Here is a 16,285-nt window from a genome sequence, read left to right as displayed (position 1 = left end):
CAGAACATAGAAAGGATGAACAATTAATGTTTAAGATGCAAGACATCAACTGGGAACAGCTTCTTACCAATGCTGGAGTTATTGTATTAAAACTCATTGCCATTACCATTGTATTTTTACTTGTACGAGCAATTGGTAAAAAAGTTATTGAACGTTCCTTTGAAAAAATGAGTGAGCGCGAAAATGCTACGCGCGGACGTATGCTCACACTCAAAAGTTTAACCGTTAATGTGTTTTCATATGTACTTATTTTTATTTTTGTCGTTATGCTGCTTGAAGCAGTAAATATCCATGCCACGGCTCTATTAGCTGGTGCCGGAGTTGTGGGTCTAGCAATCGGGTTCGGTGCTCAAGGACTGGTTAGCGACGTTGTAACAGGTTTCTTTTTACTTCTTGAAAAACAGCTTGATGTTGACGACTATGTAACAACCGGAAGTTTTTCAGGAATTGTCGAATCAGTAGGTCTTCGTACTACTCAAATTCGCGGATTTGATGGAACTCTGCACTATGTGCCTAACCGTGAAATTACAAGCTTAAGCAATCATTCCCGAGGCAATATGCGCGCGTTAATTGATATTGGCATTTCGTATGATGATGATATTGACAAAGCTATTTCCGTACTAGAAAAAGTATGCGAGCGCGTTGCTGCAACAAATGAAAACATTGTAGAAGGACCAAACGTGATAGGAGTTCAAGGTCTAGGCGCATCGGACGTTGTGCTTCGTGTAGTTGGCAAAGCTAAAAACGGTGAACAGTGGGGGATTGAACGTCAGCTTCGCAAAGAGTTTAAAGAAGCATTTGACGCAAACGGTATTGATATTCCGTTCCCTCATCAAGTAAATATTGATAAAAAGCAGCCTGAAGATGCCAAGCAGCCTCAGCATGCATAAAAAATAGCCGAAGGATTTATTCCTTCGGCTTTCTTTTATCCCTGTACCTTGTTGCCTACTTGCTGACAAATTTCTTCTGCCGTTAATCCGCTAGCTGTAATAACCGAGCCTTGCGTTACTGCATCAGAAATCCCCATTACGTTTGAATCCTGTCCTGTTACAACACAGCAATCGCACCCTTGTGCATCACTTTCGTTGCGTAATTGTACCACTTCATGTCCGAGCTGCTGAAGTGCAGCCTGTACATCTGTTAAACCGTATTCTACACCAATTCGTGCCATCGTTGCCCACCTCCTCATGGTATTAATTTAGCCATAAGGAAAAATGATTATACGATTTATTGATTGCCTTTATGTTCAAAATATTTTGTAATAAGTGAAATCGCAATATCTATTGCGCCTTCATGAGGCTGTAGCTTGGCATGATGAAGCCCATATTCAGACTGAACGCCAAGCCAAAACATAAATCCAGGAATATCTTTTAGCATATAGCCAAAATCTTCTCCTGTCATTGCTTCTTTGCACTCAATGACATCCACGTCCGTTTGCGCTTTGGCAAATTTCATGAACTCTCGCGTGACTTCATGGTGATTATATACTTGATGATACATACAACCATAATCAATGGCTGTTTCACACTGATACCCTACTTCTACTCCTTTAACAATCGCTTCAATTCGTTCTTTAACACGCGTCATTGATTCAGGAGATAGCGTGCGAATGGTTCCTTCTATGCGAGCTCGCTCCGCAATAATATTTTGAACCGTCCCGCCTTGAATTTTTCCTACTGTAATTACAGCGCTGTCTAGCGGATCAACGTTGCGAGCAACAATAGTTTGAAGCTGTGAAACGAGCTGACATGCAGCAACTACCATATCATTTGTTGTATGTGGATAAGCAGCATGGCCGCCTTTTCCTTTTAAATCAATAAATAGCTCAGACGTGTTAGCAAATAGTAACCCTTCCTTCAGCGCAATCGATCCAACCGGATATTCAGGCGCTACGTGAAGGGCGAAGATGAAATCTGGAAGCCATTCTTTCATGATGTCGCTTTGGAGCATTGGCTGTGCTCCTCCTGGACCTTCTTCTGCAGGTTGAAAGATAAACAGTACATTATCTTTGATTTCATGCTGAGCAAAGTAAGTCAGTACGCCTAGCCCAATGGCCATATGCATATCATGTCCGCAGGCATGCATGAGTCCTTCATGCTGTGATTGAAAAGAATAATTCGTTTCTTCCGTGATAGGAAGACCGTCAATATCTGCTCGGTAGCCTATTGTTTTAGTTGGATTTGTACCATGTACTTTAACAAAGAGTCCTGTTTTCCACGTCTTTACTTCTAAGCGCTCTTGCGGAAGAGTGTTAATATAATCAAGCAAAAAACGCTGTGTTTTCACCTCTTGAAATCCTAATTCAGGAATTTTATGTAGCTCTCTTCTTATTTTCACAAATTCATTTTCAGCCATGTGTATGTCCTCCTCACGAAATAAAGAAGAAAGCGTGGTTGCCCACGCTTCCAACTTGTCCATATGATACGTTTAAGGATTCAGTATCCCAATCGCTAAAACCTATTAATTCAGCAAAGAAAAAGCGCAAACTGATCGTTTTTCTTATTCTTCGTTTAATTGACGCAATTCTTGCTTGATTTCTGTTTTAGACTTTGTTTTTTCGTCAATTTCTTTAATAACGCGAGCCGGCGTACCTGCTACTACTGTGTAAGGAGCTACATCTTCTACCACAATTGCACCTGCAGCAACTACGGCACCTTTACCTACTGTTACACCTTCAAGAACAACAGCATTAGCACCGATTACTACATCATCTTCTACTACAACTGGTTTTGCAGAAGGTGGCTCAATAACACCAGCTAATACAGAACCTGCGCCGATGTGACAGTTTTTACCTACTGTTGCACGACCACCAAGTACTACGTTCATGTCGATCATTGTTCCTTCACCGATCACAGAGCCGATGTTAATAGATGCACCCATCATAATAACAGCGTTGTCGCCGATTTCAACTTGATCGCGAATAATAGCGCCTGGCTCAATACGAGCTTTAATTCCTTTCATATCTAATAAAGGAATCGCAGAGTTACGGCGATCGTTTTCAATTACGTAGTCTTCAATTTTTCCTTCGTTTGCTTCAATAGCAGCTTTGATTTCTTTCCATTCACCAAATACTACACCTGTGTTGCCCGTTACGAATGTTTTAGAAGATGAACCAAAGTCAATTCCTTCTACTTCACCTTTTACGTAAACTTTTACCGGTGTTGATTTTGTGCTGTTTTGAATAAATGAGATAATCTCATTAGCATCCATCATTTTCATTATGTATTCCTCCTAAGTAAGCAATGTCTCATTTAATGTAACAAAATGCTTTCACAATGACAAGCATCATTATCGTTTTAATAAAAAGATAACGATTGCAAATAAAAAAAGCGAGCATCTAGGCTCGCTTTAAACCGTTTCTCTTACATATTCACGTACAATATCAACAAATGCTCGAACTTGCTTTAGTTTAAACGCTGATTCATATCCAACTAAAGAAGTGTCTCGCGTAATTGGCTCTCCATTTGCTTTCAGAAGCGGCGTCCGGTGAATATGGCTTCCAGCTTCTTTAATAGCAATCGATGGTAAAATAGCGAAGCCAAGACCATTTAAAGCCATTTGCTTACACGTCTCAATCTGATCCACTACAATCGTACGCTTCGGTGTAGTATGAAACTCTCGATGCCACCATTCTAAAATTTCTTGATAATACGTTGAGTCACTTTTAAATTGAATAAATGGTCGATGAGTATTTACTACTTCCGCTGCCCTTTCAATTTCTGAATCAACTAGGTAAAGAGGATCTGTAAACAAATGTTCTTTGACACCTTTCCAATCCGGATTTCCGCGTATGATTCCAATATGTACCTCATCTTCGTACAGATAGCGAAGCATTTCACTGCTCCAGCCGGTTACAAGAGAGATTTTAGCATGTGGGTAACGATCCATATAGCGTTTTAACACCGCCGGCAGCCAGTGCTGTCCAATAATCGAAGCCACCGCTAATTTGAGTGTACCATATACTTCATTATCTAAATGATGCAAGTCCTCACGAACCCGATCTTCTTTTTCTACCACTTCTTTTGCAAATTGAACAATCTTTTCTCCAGCAGGCGTTAATGACAGTCCTTTTTGCGAACGAATGAAGATTTGTGTATCCCATGCTTTTTCAATGGTTTGCAGCCTCTGTGATAAAGCTGGTTGCGATACAAATAATCTCTCTGCAGCTTTTCTCATATTTAATTCTTGAGCTAATACAACGAGCATTCGACATTCTATTAATTGCATTCAGTTATTCCTTTCAAGCCTCTTTTTACTTTCATTTTACCTTTATCATATAAGAAAAAAACGGAGAAAGATAGGCTGAAACACGATTTCTTAAAAAAATTATTGAAATGACTCTTTCGGGAGAATGATGGACTGCCTTCTTAATGACTTTAACAAATTTCTTCGTGTTAAAATCCCTTCAAAAATGCCATCTTCATTCTCTACGCACAAAAAAGGATGGTTAATCATGGCATTTATGACTTTTAATACGGATTTTTTCATGGAGACACGAGGAACATTTTGATTCATAACTTCTTCTACTTTCATGGTTTCTAATCGTTCAAATTCAATGCGCTTTAATCCTAAAATCGAATCTAAAATAAGCGTCATGCTCACGAACCCCTGCAGCTGAAACCTTGGATTTAATACGGGAATGGACGTATAGCCAGTCTTTGTTAACACAAGCAAAGCATGTTCTAAATTATTTCCCACTTGAACATGAGCAACTTTATCAGAAGTGACAAGTAAATCTCGAAGTTCAATTTGATTTAACTGATTGTGATCAATATCAATCATTTATACATTCTCCTTCCATTTCTCATAACTTCCACGTGTGTAAAGAGAAAAAGAACAAGCTACAAAATGAAAATAGCTTGCTTACGTAAATGCGAACCTTTAAGAGGGAATAGAAGCAGACACACTCGATGTTCTCCCTTATATGTTAAGTCTAGATTTTTTTAAAACAAGTGTCAACGAAAGTTCATAATTATCTGAATTTTTTATTTTGATTTTTTTACAGCATTCGACCCGTTCCTTCCATTTATCAGAAAATCCGCTATCACTTTGTCGATATTTCTCGGGAAAATAGGGCAGAAGCCACCGCAAAAACTCCATACGCAGTAACAAAAAAATACCGCAAAGTATAAAATCCTTTGCGGCATTCGTTTTGCTTTATCCCTTAATGAATAAGTTCAAAAATTTCAATTGCAATCATATCAACGTTATCAAATTGATAAACGGCTGGCTTTTCACCATCTTGATATACTTCAAGTTCGTATGTTTCAGTTTTTGCATGATATTTCACGCTGCAAATTCTTTTTCCCTCTACTTCGAAGAAGCGTTGTGGCGCTTCACTTCCACTTGCTTGCTCACGGAGATTCACAAGACGAGTTAAAATACCTTGTAATTGTGACATATAATCTCTCCTTTCACCTATTACATCATTACGCATTCGACTTTTCTACAATATCAATTCAAATAAATACTTTATCTAAACTAATACTTAAAAGACACCATTTCACTATATGCCACATACTAAAAAAACACAAGTACTTTACGTGATTTTTCATAAGAAAATGCCTTATTATAGCGATATATGTCGTTTTTTATTATAATAACATAGCGATATACTATGTATCATACAAAACTTCATTCTACTTTAACACCATTCATTTTAATATAGGGAGGTGCTTTCATTGAGATCTATAGAGTTGTACACACAACCAGCTTGCCCACCTTGCGAAATTGTTAAACAGTTTTTACAGCATCATCACGTTTCTTATAAAGAATTTGACGTATCTAAAGATGCTTCTGCTCGAAAACGAATGACTACTGAGTTAGAGTCTTATTCCACTCCGACCATTCGTGTTGACCAGGAGATTATCAGAGGATTTGACCTTCAAGCGCTTGAGAAGCTTCTTAACATCGGGTAACAGAAACACTCAAAATAAGCTTTCCTCGGCTATTTTGAGTGTTACTTACTATATATAAACTTTTGCACTTTCCATTTCCCCTGTTTTTTTACTAAAGTGATCATTTCGTAATGATCTTGGTATTTTACCCGTTCATTATGCACAGCCGGAAAAAATTGATAGACATAAGCTTTGTTTTGGTCGGAATGAAGAGCTACCTTCGTATGTTCATCGAAAGAAAAGAAAGGGATGTAGTGTGTTAAATATTCAGGTCCCTCTCCGACATACCCTTGAGCTTTTTGCAAGAGAGCCTCATTAAAAAACACAGATGCATACTCATCATCTAAAAACAATTTCAGCTCACGAACAGCGTCTTGATTAGTATGGGCAGACGCAGCTCTTAGCTGAGCCTGATAAGCGTCCTGCAAATTTATAAAGATTTCATGCCTAATCTCTCCTGATACTTCTGCATGAACAGATTTTCCTGAGTACAAGACAATCAGCAAAAAGACAAGTAAGCATATTTTCTTCAAATTAAATCAGCTCCTTAACTTCTTTTTTATTAGAATTCCGAAATTTTCTCTGCCTATGCATATCTCTATAACCGACTGTCGTTCTCCTCTAAAAAAACATAAAAAACCGGCAACCACTTTTGCTGGTTGCCGGTTTAACTTCAACTTATTTATTCTCTACAAAACGTCTCTTTCGTATAAAAAAGAATATGAAATATCAAGGAATATATAGTGCATATTATCAATCGGATACGAAAAAGTTCGGATATTCTCACCTGTTTCAATATCATTATACAAATCTGATAATATGCCTTTTTTTTCATAGCTCATTCGAATAATATTCTCAAGAAAATATGGGCGCCAGCTCCAATTTTTCTTTACATATTCAGGTTCAAGAATCCAATCCTCGTTTTTCTTTACATAGTTAGAAGACTTTTGAAATCCATTTTCATCGCAGATGTAAAGGCGAAAACACACGTTGGATAGTTCTTCTGCAATAACAGGCAGCATATCGTCATACGTTTCTAGCTTTCTGCACTTTGTCATTACCTGCTGCATTTTATCTTGAAAGCGTTCTGTCAGCTGGTAAACAGCAAGCAGCTTTTTCTTTTCGTGAGCGATATACATTTCAAAACGTTCCTTTAGTTTATCCTTTAAGATGTTCGGATCGACAAGTTCAGCAGCCGGCTTATGTAAATAATAACCTTGAAAATACCTGCCTCCGTTTCTCCATGCATATTGCAGCTGATAGGAGGCTTCTATATCTTCGTATAGAAGCGTAGCACCCATTTTTCTTGCTAACAGAGATAAAGAATACAATACGTCTTGATACGACTGCGCCATGTCCGTTTGTCTTAGAATATGTAAATCTACTTTTAAGATATCTGGTGAAAGCAACCCAATCCTGTCTAGATTACTACTTTCTTTTCCTATATTATCAATTGCAATCTTAATACCATATGTTTGATAATACTTTAGTAAGTGTTGAAGTGATTCCAAATCTCCACTAAAATTGTGTTCTGTAATTTCGAGAACAATTCGATCAAGAGATAATCCTTTATTTTCGAAAAGTTGCAATAATTCTAGCAAGGATTCTCCATGATCGTTCATTAATAAATTAGGGTTCTGATTAATAAAAATTAAAAATTGTTCTTCCTGGGTCAACATATGCTCGAGCGCTTGTGTTAAAACAGCATAATCAACTTCTATGCGATATTCATCCGGAATCGCATCATCATGAAAGAATGAGCCGAGACTTTCAATTTCCCCTTCATTTTGAAACCTCGCCAACACTTCATAGCCAATTACTCTATGTCCATCTGCACTAAAAATTGCTTGATAATACGGAAGAGTTTTCTCTATGTTTGTTAATACATCTAACGGGTCCACTCAACTCTCCCCTCTCCTTGTTCACTTTACGTTAGTATAATACGAATAGCATAATTTTACTAGCCCTTCTCGGTTTGCTTTGTACTTTTTAGTGCGTATCCAAACTTAAAAAGGATGCTGATTTAGCCACTGTCCCCCGTCCATTGTGATGCATTCCCCATTGATATAAGACGCTTCATCAGAGAATAAGAAACTGGCTAATCCTGCTATTTCCTCAGGAGTTCCAAGGCGTCCTAATGGTACAGAATTCAATGTACGCGCTTTCATTTTTTCTGACTCAAATAATTTATCGGCTCCTCCTGTTCGCTCGATTGGCCCCGGTGCAATCGCATTTACCCGTATACCATATTTCTTCCCCCACTCTACTGCGAGCGTGCGCGTCATGGTTAAAACTCCTGACTTGGCACAAGCTGAATGAATAACACCTGCTCCTGCGTTCCAGGCATATGTAGCCACAATGTTTGTAATGGCCCCTTTTGCACCTTTATCGATCCAATATTTCCCTACTGCAGAACTGCAATAAAATGTACCATTTAATACGATATTAATTACGCTGTTCCATCCGTTAATGGATAAGTCTTCAGCTGCACATATAAAATTGCCTGCAGCGTTATTAACTAAAAAATCAATTTGTCCAAATGCCTTGTCCGTTTCTTGAACCATTCGTTCCACATCTTCTGGATTGCGTACATCCATTACCACTGAAAGTACCTGTCCATCAAACGTTTTAATTTCATTTTCTGTCTCTTGTAATCGATCGGCTGATCTACCTGTGATTACCACATGAGCACCTTGTTGTGCAAATCGCTTCGCCATATGTTTTCCCATTCCACTTGAACCGCCAGTAACAATTACGACCTTGTTCTTCAATTTATCTTCCTCCCCAAAACATAAGTGTTTTACAACTATCATTTTACTATTTTTTCTGAATAAAGTGAAACTTTTAACTATTTAACTTAAAAGCAGACTTCTCGTTGTGATGATAAAAAAAACAATGCTATAATGAAAACTTGAAAACTATAAGGAATAGGTTGATTTTGCATGAAAAAGACGTATACAAGACGATCTTTTTTGAAAGGACTAGCGTCTATTTCGTTGGGGTCTTTGCTCACCACGTCTTTTGGGTATACATATGCCAAATATATTGAGCCTAGACGTCTGCAAATTGTTCGTCATACAGTTACTTCTAAAAACATTCCGAAAAGCTTTAACGGAATAAAAGTTTTACAATTTAGTGATATTCACCTTGGACTCTCTTACGATTTATTACAACTAGAACAGCTTATGGTGACCATAAATAACTTGAAGCCCAATATCATATTATTTACCGGAGATTTAATGGATGTACCTAATGAATACCCGCATCCAGAAAGAATTCCACCGATTTTACAGAGGCTTCAGGCTCCTCTTGGAAAATATGCCATATATGGTAACCATGATCATGGAGGATATGGAACAAATATCTATAAACAAGCCATTGAAGACGCAGGATTTAGACTTCTAGTAAATGAAGTTGACACAGTGTCCATGCCTGATAAAAGCTACATTCATATTTGTGGACTCGATGATATTATGCTTGGGAATCCACAATATGAAGGAACGCTAGGACAATTACAGCCGGATATTTTTTCTATTGCTATGATTCATGAACCTGACGTTGCTGTCAAAGCAGCTCCTTTTCCAGTGGATCTTCAGCTCTCCGGCCATAGTCATGGAGGCCAAATTCAAATTCCTTTTTACGGTCCTTTGATTACACCGCCCTTTGGGACGGTTTACCCTGAAGGAATGTACGAAGTTGGAGATTCTAAAATGAAGCTTTATGTGAATAGAGGCTTAGGAACCACTCGCATTCCTTTTCGTTTTTTAGCTACGCCTGAAATTACGCTTTTCACCTTGCAATCAACATAAAAACGCCCTTACAGGGCGTTTTTATGTTGATTGTCTTTTTTTAGCTGATCATGACCGCCTAATTCTAGTCTTAAAGAAATAAACCAGGCTCAAAAGCTTCCGTTCAGCCATACACTACAAAGACAACTGACAAGGAGGTTAAATTATGTACTATCAATATCCCTATACAGGATATCGTAATATTCCAAATGGTGACGAGCGCTTTTTTGGATTTCCTTTTGTTGCTGGCTTAGCTGGTGGGCTGCTTGGCGGACTAGCTGTTGGCGGTTTTGGAGGCAGACCTGGGTGCTGTCCACCACCTTATCCTTATCCAGTTCCGTTTTACGGCGGTGGATTTCCTGGAGGAGGCTACCCTGGTGCCGGCTATGGAGGCGGTGCTCCTGTTTATAACACATACTACGGACCTGGATACGGTCCTGTTGGTCCCATTCCTAGATAATAACATGACTAAAAAGCCGAGCACTCGGCTTTTTTTATGTTATTCTTGATCGTCGCAAAGAGCATATTGACAAAAGATCTCTTGACTATTAATAGAGAGCTCATGTTCTTTTTTTATGACGTAATGATAATTCCCTTCTTGGTCTTGTTCTCGTGCTTTTACATTATCAGCAAGCATAACTTCAAGCCACTTCCACACTTTTTTTTTCAAATGTGTATCCAAGATAGGAAATAAAATTTCTACTCGTTTCACCATATTTCTTGTCATCATATCTGCAGATGAAAAGAAAAACTTTTCCTGTTTATTATGATGAAAATAATAGATTCGGCTATGCTCTAAAAATCGTCCGACAATGCTTCTTACTCTTATATTCTCGCTAACGCCTTGAATTTGAGGGCGCAAGCAGCACGCTCCTCTAACAATGAGTTCGATTGTCACACCAGCTATAGAAGCTTCATATAGCTTCATAATTAAAATTTTATCCGTTAATGAGTTCATTTTCCCAATGATTCTTCCATTGCCATACCGTCTGTGATAATGGATTTCCTGATCAATGAGATGCAAAAAATCATTTCTTATATCAAGTGGTGCAACGGATAAATGATGATATACTGGTTTTTGCGTATAGCCACTTAAGTAATTAAAAAAATTGGCCGCATCTATCCCGATGTTTCGGTTGACAGTAAAAAGACTTATATCCGTATAGATCTTTGCCGTGGCATCGTTGTAATTCCCAGTACCAAGATGAACAAACCGTTTAATATGCTCTCCTTCTCTTCTCACCACGAGCGTAATTTTACCATGCGTTTTTAAATGCGTCATTCCATATATCACGTGGCACCCTGCCCGCTCTAGCTCTTTAGCCCATTGCACATTATTCTCTTCATCAAACCTCGCTTTTAGTTCAACTAGTACCGTCACTTGTTTACCTTTTGCAGCCGCTCGTTTTAATGCTTTAATAACGGGAGAATCTCCGCTTACCCTGTATAACGTTTGCTTAATAGCAAGCACATTTTCATCGTCTGCTGCACCGTTAACAAAATCAAGTACCGGCTTAAATGATTCATAAGGATGGTGAAACAAAATATCTCTTTGAATCATTTGGTCGAAAACATTTTGATCCGGGTGTAACTCTGTTGTAAGCTTAGGAATAAAGGCTTTTTCAGCCAACTCTTCATGCGTAGATTTAAGTAATCTATAAAACGAAAATAAACTGGTTAAATCCAGCTGTCCTTCGATCTCATACACATCTTCATCGTCAATTTCAAGTACTGACTTTAAATACGCTAGTACACCCTGATCATATGGACTCTTAATCTCAAGCCGAACAGCCACTCCCCATTTTCGCTTCTGTAACTCTTCTTCAATTTCTTTTAGTAAATCTTGAGCGTCTTCTTCGTGAATAGTCATATCCGCGTTGCGGGTAATTCGAAATTGAGAAACGGATGAAACGCGGTATCCCTTAAACAACTTTTTAATAAAATAGGCAATTACATTCTCTAGCAATACAAATAGACGGGTAGAATCTGACGTGGCTATTTCAATGTAGCGCGTTAGCATCGAAGGTACTTGAACGATAGCTAGTCTTTCTTTTATCTCGGCAATTTGCTGCTCATCATTTGAATTTTCTGAAAGGACGACTGCTAAGTTCAAGCTTTTATTCATCAACATAGGAAACGGCCGGTAGGTATCAATAGCCATAGGAGTTAATACGGGAAAGATTTGCTCGTCAAAATACTGTTCAAGCTTATCTAGATTTGATTTCTCCAGCTTTTCAACCGTAATGATTTCCACGCCGTATTTCTGTAATTCGGGAAGAAGTGTATGAATATACGTATCATACTGCTGCTTGACTAGATCGTGGTTTTGTTTGGAGATAGAAAATAGCTGCTGTTTAGGAGTTAAGCCTGCTTTGTTTTCAGGTTTGCTAAATCCAGCTTTCACTTGATCTTTTAATCCGGCTACCCGAATCATAAAAAACTCATCCAGATTTGAACTGAAAATTCCTAGAAATTTAAACCGCTCAAGCAAAGGGTTTTTCGTATCTACTGCTTCTTCCAGCACCCGCTTGTTAAAAGCCAGCCAGCTCAATTCACGATTATTGTAATAAGCTGAATCAGCCACTTGTATGGTTTGCTTATAAGTGCGATCACTTTCTAACATTAGCCTCACCTTCCAGGATAATGGATTTAATCTAGTTAGCTATACTGAATATTCTAACCGATCCAGCGTTATTCTAAAGCTTAGTAAATTCAAGAACAATATTTTTTTTCACTACTTTTTCTAGATGCTTTTTCTGTTTTTCAGCCTGATATTGTTCAGGACGAAAGGTTTTTGTACATAATAGTTTAATCGTAACTGTGTTTTCATCGCTTTTCATGTCAATATGTTGAACAACATTTCGCTTTGTTGCATGTAAACCGTCAGCTATTTTTAAAACCGCACCGAGCAGCTGGACTTTTTTTTGTTCTTCTTTTGTTAACCACTTTTTAAAAGGAGCAACATATTGCCTAAAAGAAGACTTCCCTTTATATGAAGAAACAAGTGCCAGCTTTAAACGTTCTCTATGTGAAATGCCATCGATTGTACGATTAGCAAGCACATAAAACGTATGCTGGCTGCTTGATTCCGCATCAATATACTTTCCTATATCATACACTTGCACAGCTTTTATAAGAAGCGCTAAGTCATCCTCTTTTAAATCAACCGGTCCCTGCTCCCTAAGATGCTGAAACATCATAATAGCTGTGCGCGTAAGCTGTTTGACGTAATCTTTACTTACTTCAAACTCTTCCATTATTTCTTGAAAACTTTGCTGTATGACATCGGGGTACATTGGCTGGATATTAGCATCAAAAGCCTCCTTAAATAACACCCCTTCTCTTAAGCCTTTGCGGCTTAAGATGAAACGAGTCGCGTTGACTGTTTCATATAATGATTGAAATACTTCAATCGCTGGCAAAATTGTATCCGCACGATCCTTTGACAAGCGGTCTAGCTTTTGAAGATTGTGAGAAGACAATGAGCCTATAGCAGATTTCACATGCAATATATCAGCTAAATTCATTTCATATTGATGCAGCCCGGCGAGGGGATAGTGGATAAAACCTTGATGCACTTGCACCATACTTCTTGCACTTCCTCCAATGGCTACAATCGGAACTTGGCGATTTAAAAGCCACGGGACAGTATGGAAATGCCGGATCACGAAATCGCGGATTTTTACTTTCTCTTCTGCAGTGGGAATATTGCCTTTGACGAACTTCAGACGAAGAGATAAGGCACCGAACGGAAAGCTGTGGTACTGCACTAACTCTCGATTGCGAAAATACGTAACTTCCGTACTTCCCCCACCAATGTCAATTGTAATGGCTTCTTCGATCGAAGTGGAATGAATAACGGCAACAAAGCCGTAATACGCTTCTTCATATTCAGACAATAGTTGAATAGAAAAGCCCGTTTCTTTTTTTACAAGCGCTAGAACTTCTTTTGCATTAGCCGCTTGACGGATGGTAGCTGTGGCCACACAGGTAACGTGCGGCAGCTGCTGATGCTTGGTAATAACTCCAAACGTTTTAAGCGTATCAAGCAAGGTATATATTCCTTTAGCCGTTAACACTCCTTCTTTACTTAAATAATTTCGAAGCCGTGCAGCTACTTTCACGTTTTCAATTTGCTTAAACCCTCTGCCTTTTTTGTATTCATAAATAACAAGGCGTATCGTATTTGAACCTATATCAATCAGTCCATGCTTATAAGTCAATGTAATTTCAACACCTTTTTCAAAATAACTTTATGCTCACAAAAGTCACTTTTACTTTTTTCAATCGTATACTGTTACAACATAGTCATATATCAAAGGAGCGAAGTTAATGAGATATATAGTAAAGCGCGGTGAAACCTGGCAAAGCGTTTCAGGTGACTACCGGGTTCCGGTTGAAGACCTGTGGATGGCTAATCCTTTTGTAAGCCATAGTACGCTGAAGCCTGGGCAAGTAATCATCATTCCAAACCTCCCTGATAAAGAGCTCATTCCTTACACGATCCACGTGTTTATTGCTGAAAAGCAGCTTGAATTACGAAGAAATAATATCATACAAAAAGTCTATCCCATTGCAGCAGGAAAAATGCTGAGCGCAACCCCTACTGGAGACTTTGTTATCGTTAACCGGGAGCCAAACCCTGGGGGGCCTTTTGGTACAATGTGGCTAAGCTTGTCTAAAAAGTCATATGGCATTCACGGAACAAATGATCCAAGTTCTATTGGAAAAGCCGTATCCAAAGGATGCATTCGCATGTATAATGCCCAAGTAAATGAGCTAGCTCAAATTGTGCCAAATGGGACTGGTGTTTATATTCGACCTTCTCGACGAATGGCTCAATAGTTCGGGATTTACTAATCAATGATGGTTTAACTGTGCGAGCAGCATTTTTTTAAAAATAGAAAGTATGGCGTGCTGTTCCACTTTACTTGTATAAGGAAGCGTAACAAAACAAACCCTATACATAGGAAATTTCATTAATTACCAAAATACTTCTTCGTGTAATTATTTTCAAATGGGACAAGACACGCTATAATGAACGTATCAGCTTTCACCTTATAGGTTGAACAGCTGATATGATAGAAAGGGAGTGAACGTATGTCTCAAGCAAATGGACAAGGCTCTTTGACCCCGTCTGTATCTGAGATTGCACAAGCTATTTTCACTGTAAATCGTCACGCAAAAGCTGCTCCTGATCCTAAGCAGTTATATACGTTAAAGAAAATTGCATTAGATCAACTAATTTTAGAAGGAAAAGCCAAAAAAGAAGGACTTCACTTTTCGCCAAACCCTGGTAAAAGTCAACAAAAATCAGATGTACTTGTATCAGTTGGAGACTACTTTTTCCATATGCCTCCAAAGAAAGAAGACTTCAAAGAGTTATCACACCTCGGCCATTTAAACCATCAGTATCGAAATCCCAAAACGACTATGTCATTATCTTATGCGAAGCGCTTATTATCTAAATATACGGGTCATCTCGTACAGCCGGCTAAAAGCCCTGTTTCGACTCCAAGAAAACGGCAAGCACCTGTGTTTAAACCGCTGGGTAAAAGTTATTTTTAAAAAAGTGCCTGAAGTGGAGCAATCTGCTTTCAGGCACTTTTTTGTGATCCTACAAAATATAGAGATCGATCAACTCAACAAGCTCTCCGATTTCCGGCTTACTTACTTGTCCTTCCGCTCCTACCATCTTTCCCTTGTGACGTAAATCTTCTGTGATAAGAGAAGAGAAGATAATGACTGGAAGTATAGAAAGCTGAGGATTTTCTTTCACTTTTTTAGTTAAATGATGCCCATCCATTTGCGGCATTTCTATATCTGTAATAAGCAGCTGGACTTGATCACTGATTTCCACACCTTCATCGATCACCGAGCTTAGATAGTTCCACGCTTCCTCACCGTTCTCAAAAAATTCCGTGTTCTCATAACCTGCTTGTGCAAGAGTATCTTCAATCATTCGGCGCAGCAGCGGCGAGTCTTCAGCCACGACAATCTTTTTATTAGAGCGTTCCCTAGCCCCTAGCTTTTTTATTTTCGACTGATTAATACCCGCATCAGGGTTCACGTCAGAAATCAACTTTTCAAAGTCTAACAGCAGAATCATTTGACCGTTTAATTTTACCACTCCAGTAATCTGCGTTTCCAAACCTTGATACAAATCTGAAGGCTTCTCAATTTCTTTCCAAGAAATACGGTGAATTTGCGTCACTGCATGGGTATGAAAGACAATTTTTTGCTGATTGAACTCTGTAACAATTAACTTATCTTTTTGCGGCGTATTTGAAGGTTCCATTTTTAACGCTTTTGCTATGTCAACAACAGGAAGTACTTCCCCTCTTAGCTCTATAATACCTTCTATGTAAGAATGCGCATTTGGAACAGGTGTAATAGATACCGGATTAATAATCTCTCTAACTTTTACTACATTGATGCCAAACCAAACATTTCCTATCTCAAATTCGACAATTTCCAGTTCGTTTGTACCACTTTCCAACAAAATCCCTTTATCTCGATTCATATACTTACTCCTCTCATCTCACCTGCTTATCTAATAGTCCATATTTCCCATTATAGTGACCGCCTCTTATATCCGTA

18 protein-coding genes are annotated in these 16,285 nt (G+C 38.5%); 6 read left to right on the top strand and 12 right to left on the bottom strand.

The features are described 5' to 3' along the window. Positions 1-26 precede the first annotated feature (26 nt). Positions 27-890, top strand: a complete 864-nt coding sequence (locus ACN6NE_RS17615) for a mechanosensitive ion channel family protein (protein ID WP_013082282.1) — start codon at positions 27-29, stop codon at positions 888-890. Positions 891-925: 35 nt separating this feature from the next. Here ACN6NE_RS17615 and ACN6NE_RS17610 read toward each other — a convergent pair whose 3' ends face one another. From ACN6NE_RS17610 to ACN6NE_RS17585, 6 genes are all read right to left on the bottom strand, one after another. After that, positions 926-1,171: a YkuS family protein gene (locus ACN6NE_RS17610; RefSeq protein ID WP_013056040.1), complete on the bottom strand. Its 246-nt coding sequence runs from the start codon at positions 1,169-1,171 to the stop codon at positions 926-928. A gap of 56 nt (positions 1,172-1,227) precedes the next feature. Then, positions 1,228-2,355: an N-acetyldiaminopimelate deacetylase gene (locus ACN6NE_RS17605; RefSeq protein ID WP_129707122.1), complete on the bottom strand. Its 1,128-nt coding sequence runs from the start codon at positions 2,353-2,355 to the stop codon at positions 1,228-1,230. A 144-nt stretch (positions 2,356-2,499) separates the two neighbouring features. After that, positions 2,500-3,219 carry a 2,3,4,5-tetrahydropyridine-2,6-dicarboxylate N-acetyltransferase gene (gene dapD / locus ACN6NE_RS17600; protein WP_013082280.1) on the bottom strand — a complete coding sequence of 240 codons (720 nt, stop codon included), beginning with the start codon at positions 3,217-3,219 and terminating at the stop codon, positions 2,500-2,502. A gap of 129 nt (positions 3,220-3,348) precedes the next feature. After that, entirely contained in the window at positions 3,349-4,227 is an 879-nt protein-coding gene (locus ACN6NE_RS17595; protein WP_013056037.1) for a LysR family transcriptional regulator, read from the bottom strand. Between the two features lie 99 nt (positions 4,228-4,326). Beyond that, positions 4,327-4,782: a cyclic-di-AMP-binding protein CbpB gene (cbpB, locus tag ACN6NE_RS17590; RefSeq protein WP_013056036.1), complete on the bottom strand. Its 456-nt coding sequence runs from the start codon at positions 4,780-4,782 to the stop codon at positions 4,327-4,329. A gap of 382 nt (positions 4,783-5,164) precedes the next feature. After that, complete coding sequence (locus ACN6NE_RS17585; RefSeq protein ID WP_013056035.1) at positions 5,165-5,401, bottom strand: YkuJ family protein; 237 nt, start codon at positions 5,399-5,401, stop codon at positions 5,165-5,167. A gap of 280 nt (positions 5,402-5,681) precedes the next feature. On the opposite strand from ACN6NE_RS17585, the gene ACN6NE_RS17580 reads away from it, so the two are divergent. Further along, complete coding sequence (locus ACN6NE_RS17580; RefSeq protein WP_013056034.1) at positions 5,682-5,918, top strand: glutaredoxin domain-containing protein; 237 nt, start codon at positions 5,682-5,684, stop codon at positions 5,916-5,918. Between the two features lie 41 nt (positions 5,919-5,959). Here ACN6NE_RS17580 and ACN6NE_RS17575 read toward each other — a convergent pair whose 3' ends face one another. The 3 genes from ACN6NE_RS17575 to fadH all read right to left on the bottom strand — a co-directional run bounded on the left by ACN6NE_RS17575 (position 5,960) and on the right by fadH (position 8,668). Then, positions 5,960-6,430: a DUF3993 domain-containing protein gene (locus ACN6NE_RS17575; RefSeq protein WP_193423642.1), complete on the bottom strand. Its 471-nt coding sequence runs from the start codon at positions 6,428-6,430 to the stop codon at positions 5,960-5,962. 156 nt (positions 6,431-6,586) lie between these two features. Beyond that, on the bottom strand, positions 6,587-7,798 hold the full coding sequence (locus tag ACN6NE_RS17570) for an EAL domain-containing protein (protein WP_116074111.1): 1,212 nt from the start codon (positions 7,796-7,798) through the stop codon (positions 6,587-6,589). A gap of 105 nt (positions 7,799-7,903) precedes the next feature. After that, positions 7,904-8,668 carry a 2,4-dienoyl-CoA reductase gene (fadH, locus tag ACN6NE_RS17565; RefSeq protein WP_129707118.1) on the bottom strand — a complete coding sequence of 255 codons (765 nt, stop codon included), beginning with the start codon at positions 8,666-8,668 and terminating at the stop codon, positions 7,904-7,906. Positions 8,669-8,839: 171 nt separating this feature from the next. Between fadH and ACN6NE_RS17560 the strand changes: the two genes are divergently transcribed. Both ACN6NE_RS17560 and ACN6NE_RS17555 read left to right on the top strand, forming a co-directional pair. Beyond that, complete coding sequence (locus ACN6NE_RS17560; protein ID WP_129707116.1) at positions 8,840-9,706, top strand: metallophosphoesterase; 867 nt, start codon at positions 8,840-8,842, stop codon at positions 9,704-9,706. Positions 9,707-9,851: 145 nt separating this feature from the next. Then, positions 9,852-10,145 (top strand): hypothetical protein, encoded by a 294-nt coding sequence (locus tag ACN6NE_RS17555; RefSeq protein ID WP_013082274.1) that lies wholly within the window; start codon positions 9,852-9,854, stop codon positions 10,143-10,145. A 39-nt stretch (positions 10,146-10,184) separates the two neighbouring features. Here ACN6NE_RS17555 and ACN6NE_RS17550 read toward each other — a convergent pair whose 3' ends face one another. Together ACN6NE_RS17550 and ACN6NE_RS17545 are read right to left on the bottom strand one after the other, a co-directional pair. Beyond that, positions 10,185-12,308: an RNA degradosome polyphosphate kinase gene (locus ACN6NE_RS17550; protein ID WP_474326220.1), complete on the bottom strand. Its 2,124-nt coding sequence runs from the start codon at positions 12,306-12,308 to the stop codon at positions 10,185-10,187. Positions 12,309-12,381: 73 nt separating this feature from the next. Further along, the gene (locus ACN6NE_RS17545; protein ID WP_129707112.1) at positions 12,382-13,908 is read right to left on the bottom strand and encodes a Ppx/GppA family phosphatase; all 1,527 of its coding nucleotides are present in this window, start codon (positions 13,906-13,908) and stop codon (positions 12,382-12,384) included. Positions 13,909-14,017: 109 nt separating this feature from the next. On the opposite strand from ACN6NE_RS17545, the gene ACN6NE_RS17540 reads away from it, so the two are divergent. Together ACN6NE_RS17540 and ACN6NE_RS17535 are read left to right on the top strand one after the other, a co-directional pair. After that, on the top strand, positions 14,018-14,530 hold the full coding sequence (locus tag ACN6NE_RS17540; RefSeq protein ID WP_129707110.1) for a L,D-transpeptidase family protein: 513 nt from the start codon (positions 14,018-14,020) through the stop codon (positions 14,528-14,530). Positions 14,531-14,785: 255 nt separating this feature from the next. Beyond that, positions 14,786-15,253, top strand: a complete 468-nt coding sequence (locus tag ACN6NE_RS17535) for a YkyB family protein (protein WP_013056025.1) — start codon at positions 14,786-14,788, stop codon at positions 15,251-15,253. A 49-nt stretch (positions 15,254-15,302) separates the two neighbouring features. Here ACN6NE_RS17535 and ACN6NE_RS17530 read toward each other — a convergent pair whose 3' ends face one another. After that, positions 15,303-16,208, bottom strand: coding sequence for a chemotaxis protein (locus ACN6NE_RS17530; protein ID WP_057241775.1), 906 nt, complete (start codon positions 16,206-16,208; stop codon positions 15,303-15,305). Positions 16,209-16,285: the final 77 nt, after the last annotated feature.

This window comes from Priestia sp. 53B2 (genome assembly GCF_056099005.1).
Note: the sequence above shows the minus strand (reverse complement) of the source record. Positions and strands in the feature narration are given on the sequence as shown.

Bases quoted from the DNA above. Each gene is read 5' to 3' on its own strand.
- ACN6NE_RS17535 (WP_013056025.1), top strand. From the start codon at position 14,786: ATGTCTCAAGCAAATGGACAAGGCTCTTTGACCCCGTCTGTATCTGAG.
- dapD (WP_013082280.1), bottom strand. From the start codon at position 3,219: ATGAAAATGATGGATGCTAATGAGATTATCTCATTTATTCAAAACAGC.
- ACN6NE_RS17585 (WP_013056035.1), bottom strand. From the start codon at position 5,401: ATGTCACAATTACAAGGTATTTTAACTCGTCTTGTGAATCTCCGTGAG.
- cbpB (WP_013056036.1), bottom strand. From the start codon at position 4,782: ATGATTGATATTGATCACAATCAGTTAAATCAAATTGAACTTCGAGAT.
- ACN6NE_RS17555 (WP_013082274.1), top strand. From the start codon at position 9,852: ATGTACTATCAATATCCCTATACAGGATATCGTAATATTCCAAATGGT.
- ACN6NE_RS17550 (WP_474326220.1), bottom strand. From the start codon at position 12,308: ATGTTAGAAAGTGATCGCACTTATAAGCAAACCATACAAGTGGCTGAT.
- ACN6NE_RS17605 (WP_129707122.1), bottom strand. From the start codon at position 2,355: ATGGCTGAAAATGAATTTGTGAAAATAAGAAGAGAGCTACATAAAATT.
- ACN6NE_RS17560 (WP_129707116.1), top strand. From the start codon at position 8,840: ATGAAAAAGACGTATACAAGACGATCTTTTTTGAAAGGACTAGCGTCT.
- ACN6NE_RS17540 (WP_129707110.1), top strand. From the start codon at position 14,018: ATGAGATATATAGTAAAGCGCGGTGAAACCTGGCAAAGCGTTTCAGGT.
- ACN6NE_RS17595 (WP_013056037.1), bottom strand. From the start codon at position 4,227: ATGCAATTAATAGAATGTCGAATGCTCGTTGTATTAGCTCAAGAATTA.
- ACN6NE_RS17530 (WP_057241775.1), bottom strand. From the start codon at position 16,208: ATGAATCGAGATAAAGGGATTTTGTTGGAAAGTGGTACAAACGAACTG.
- ACN6NE_RS17610 (WP_013056040.1), bottom strand. From the start codon at position 1,171: ATGGCACGAATTGGTGTAGAATACGGTTTAACAGATGTACAGGCTGCA.
- ACN6NE_RS17615 (WP_013082282.1), top strand. From the start codon at position 27: ATGTTTAAGATGCAAGACATCAACTGGGAACAGCTTCTTACCAATGCT.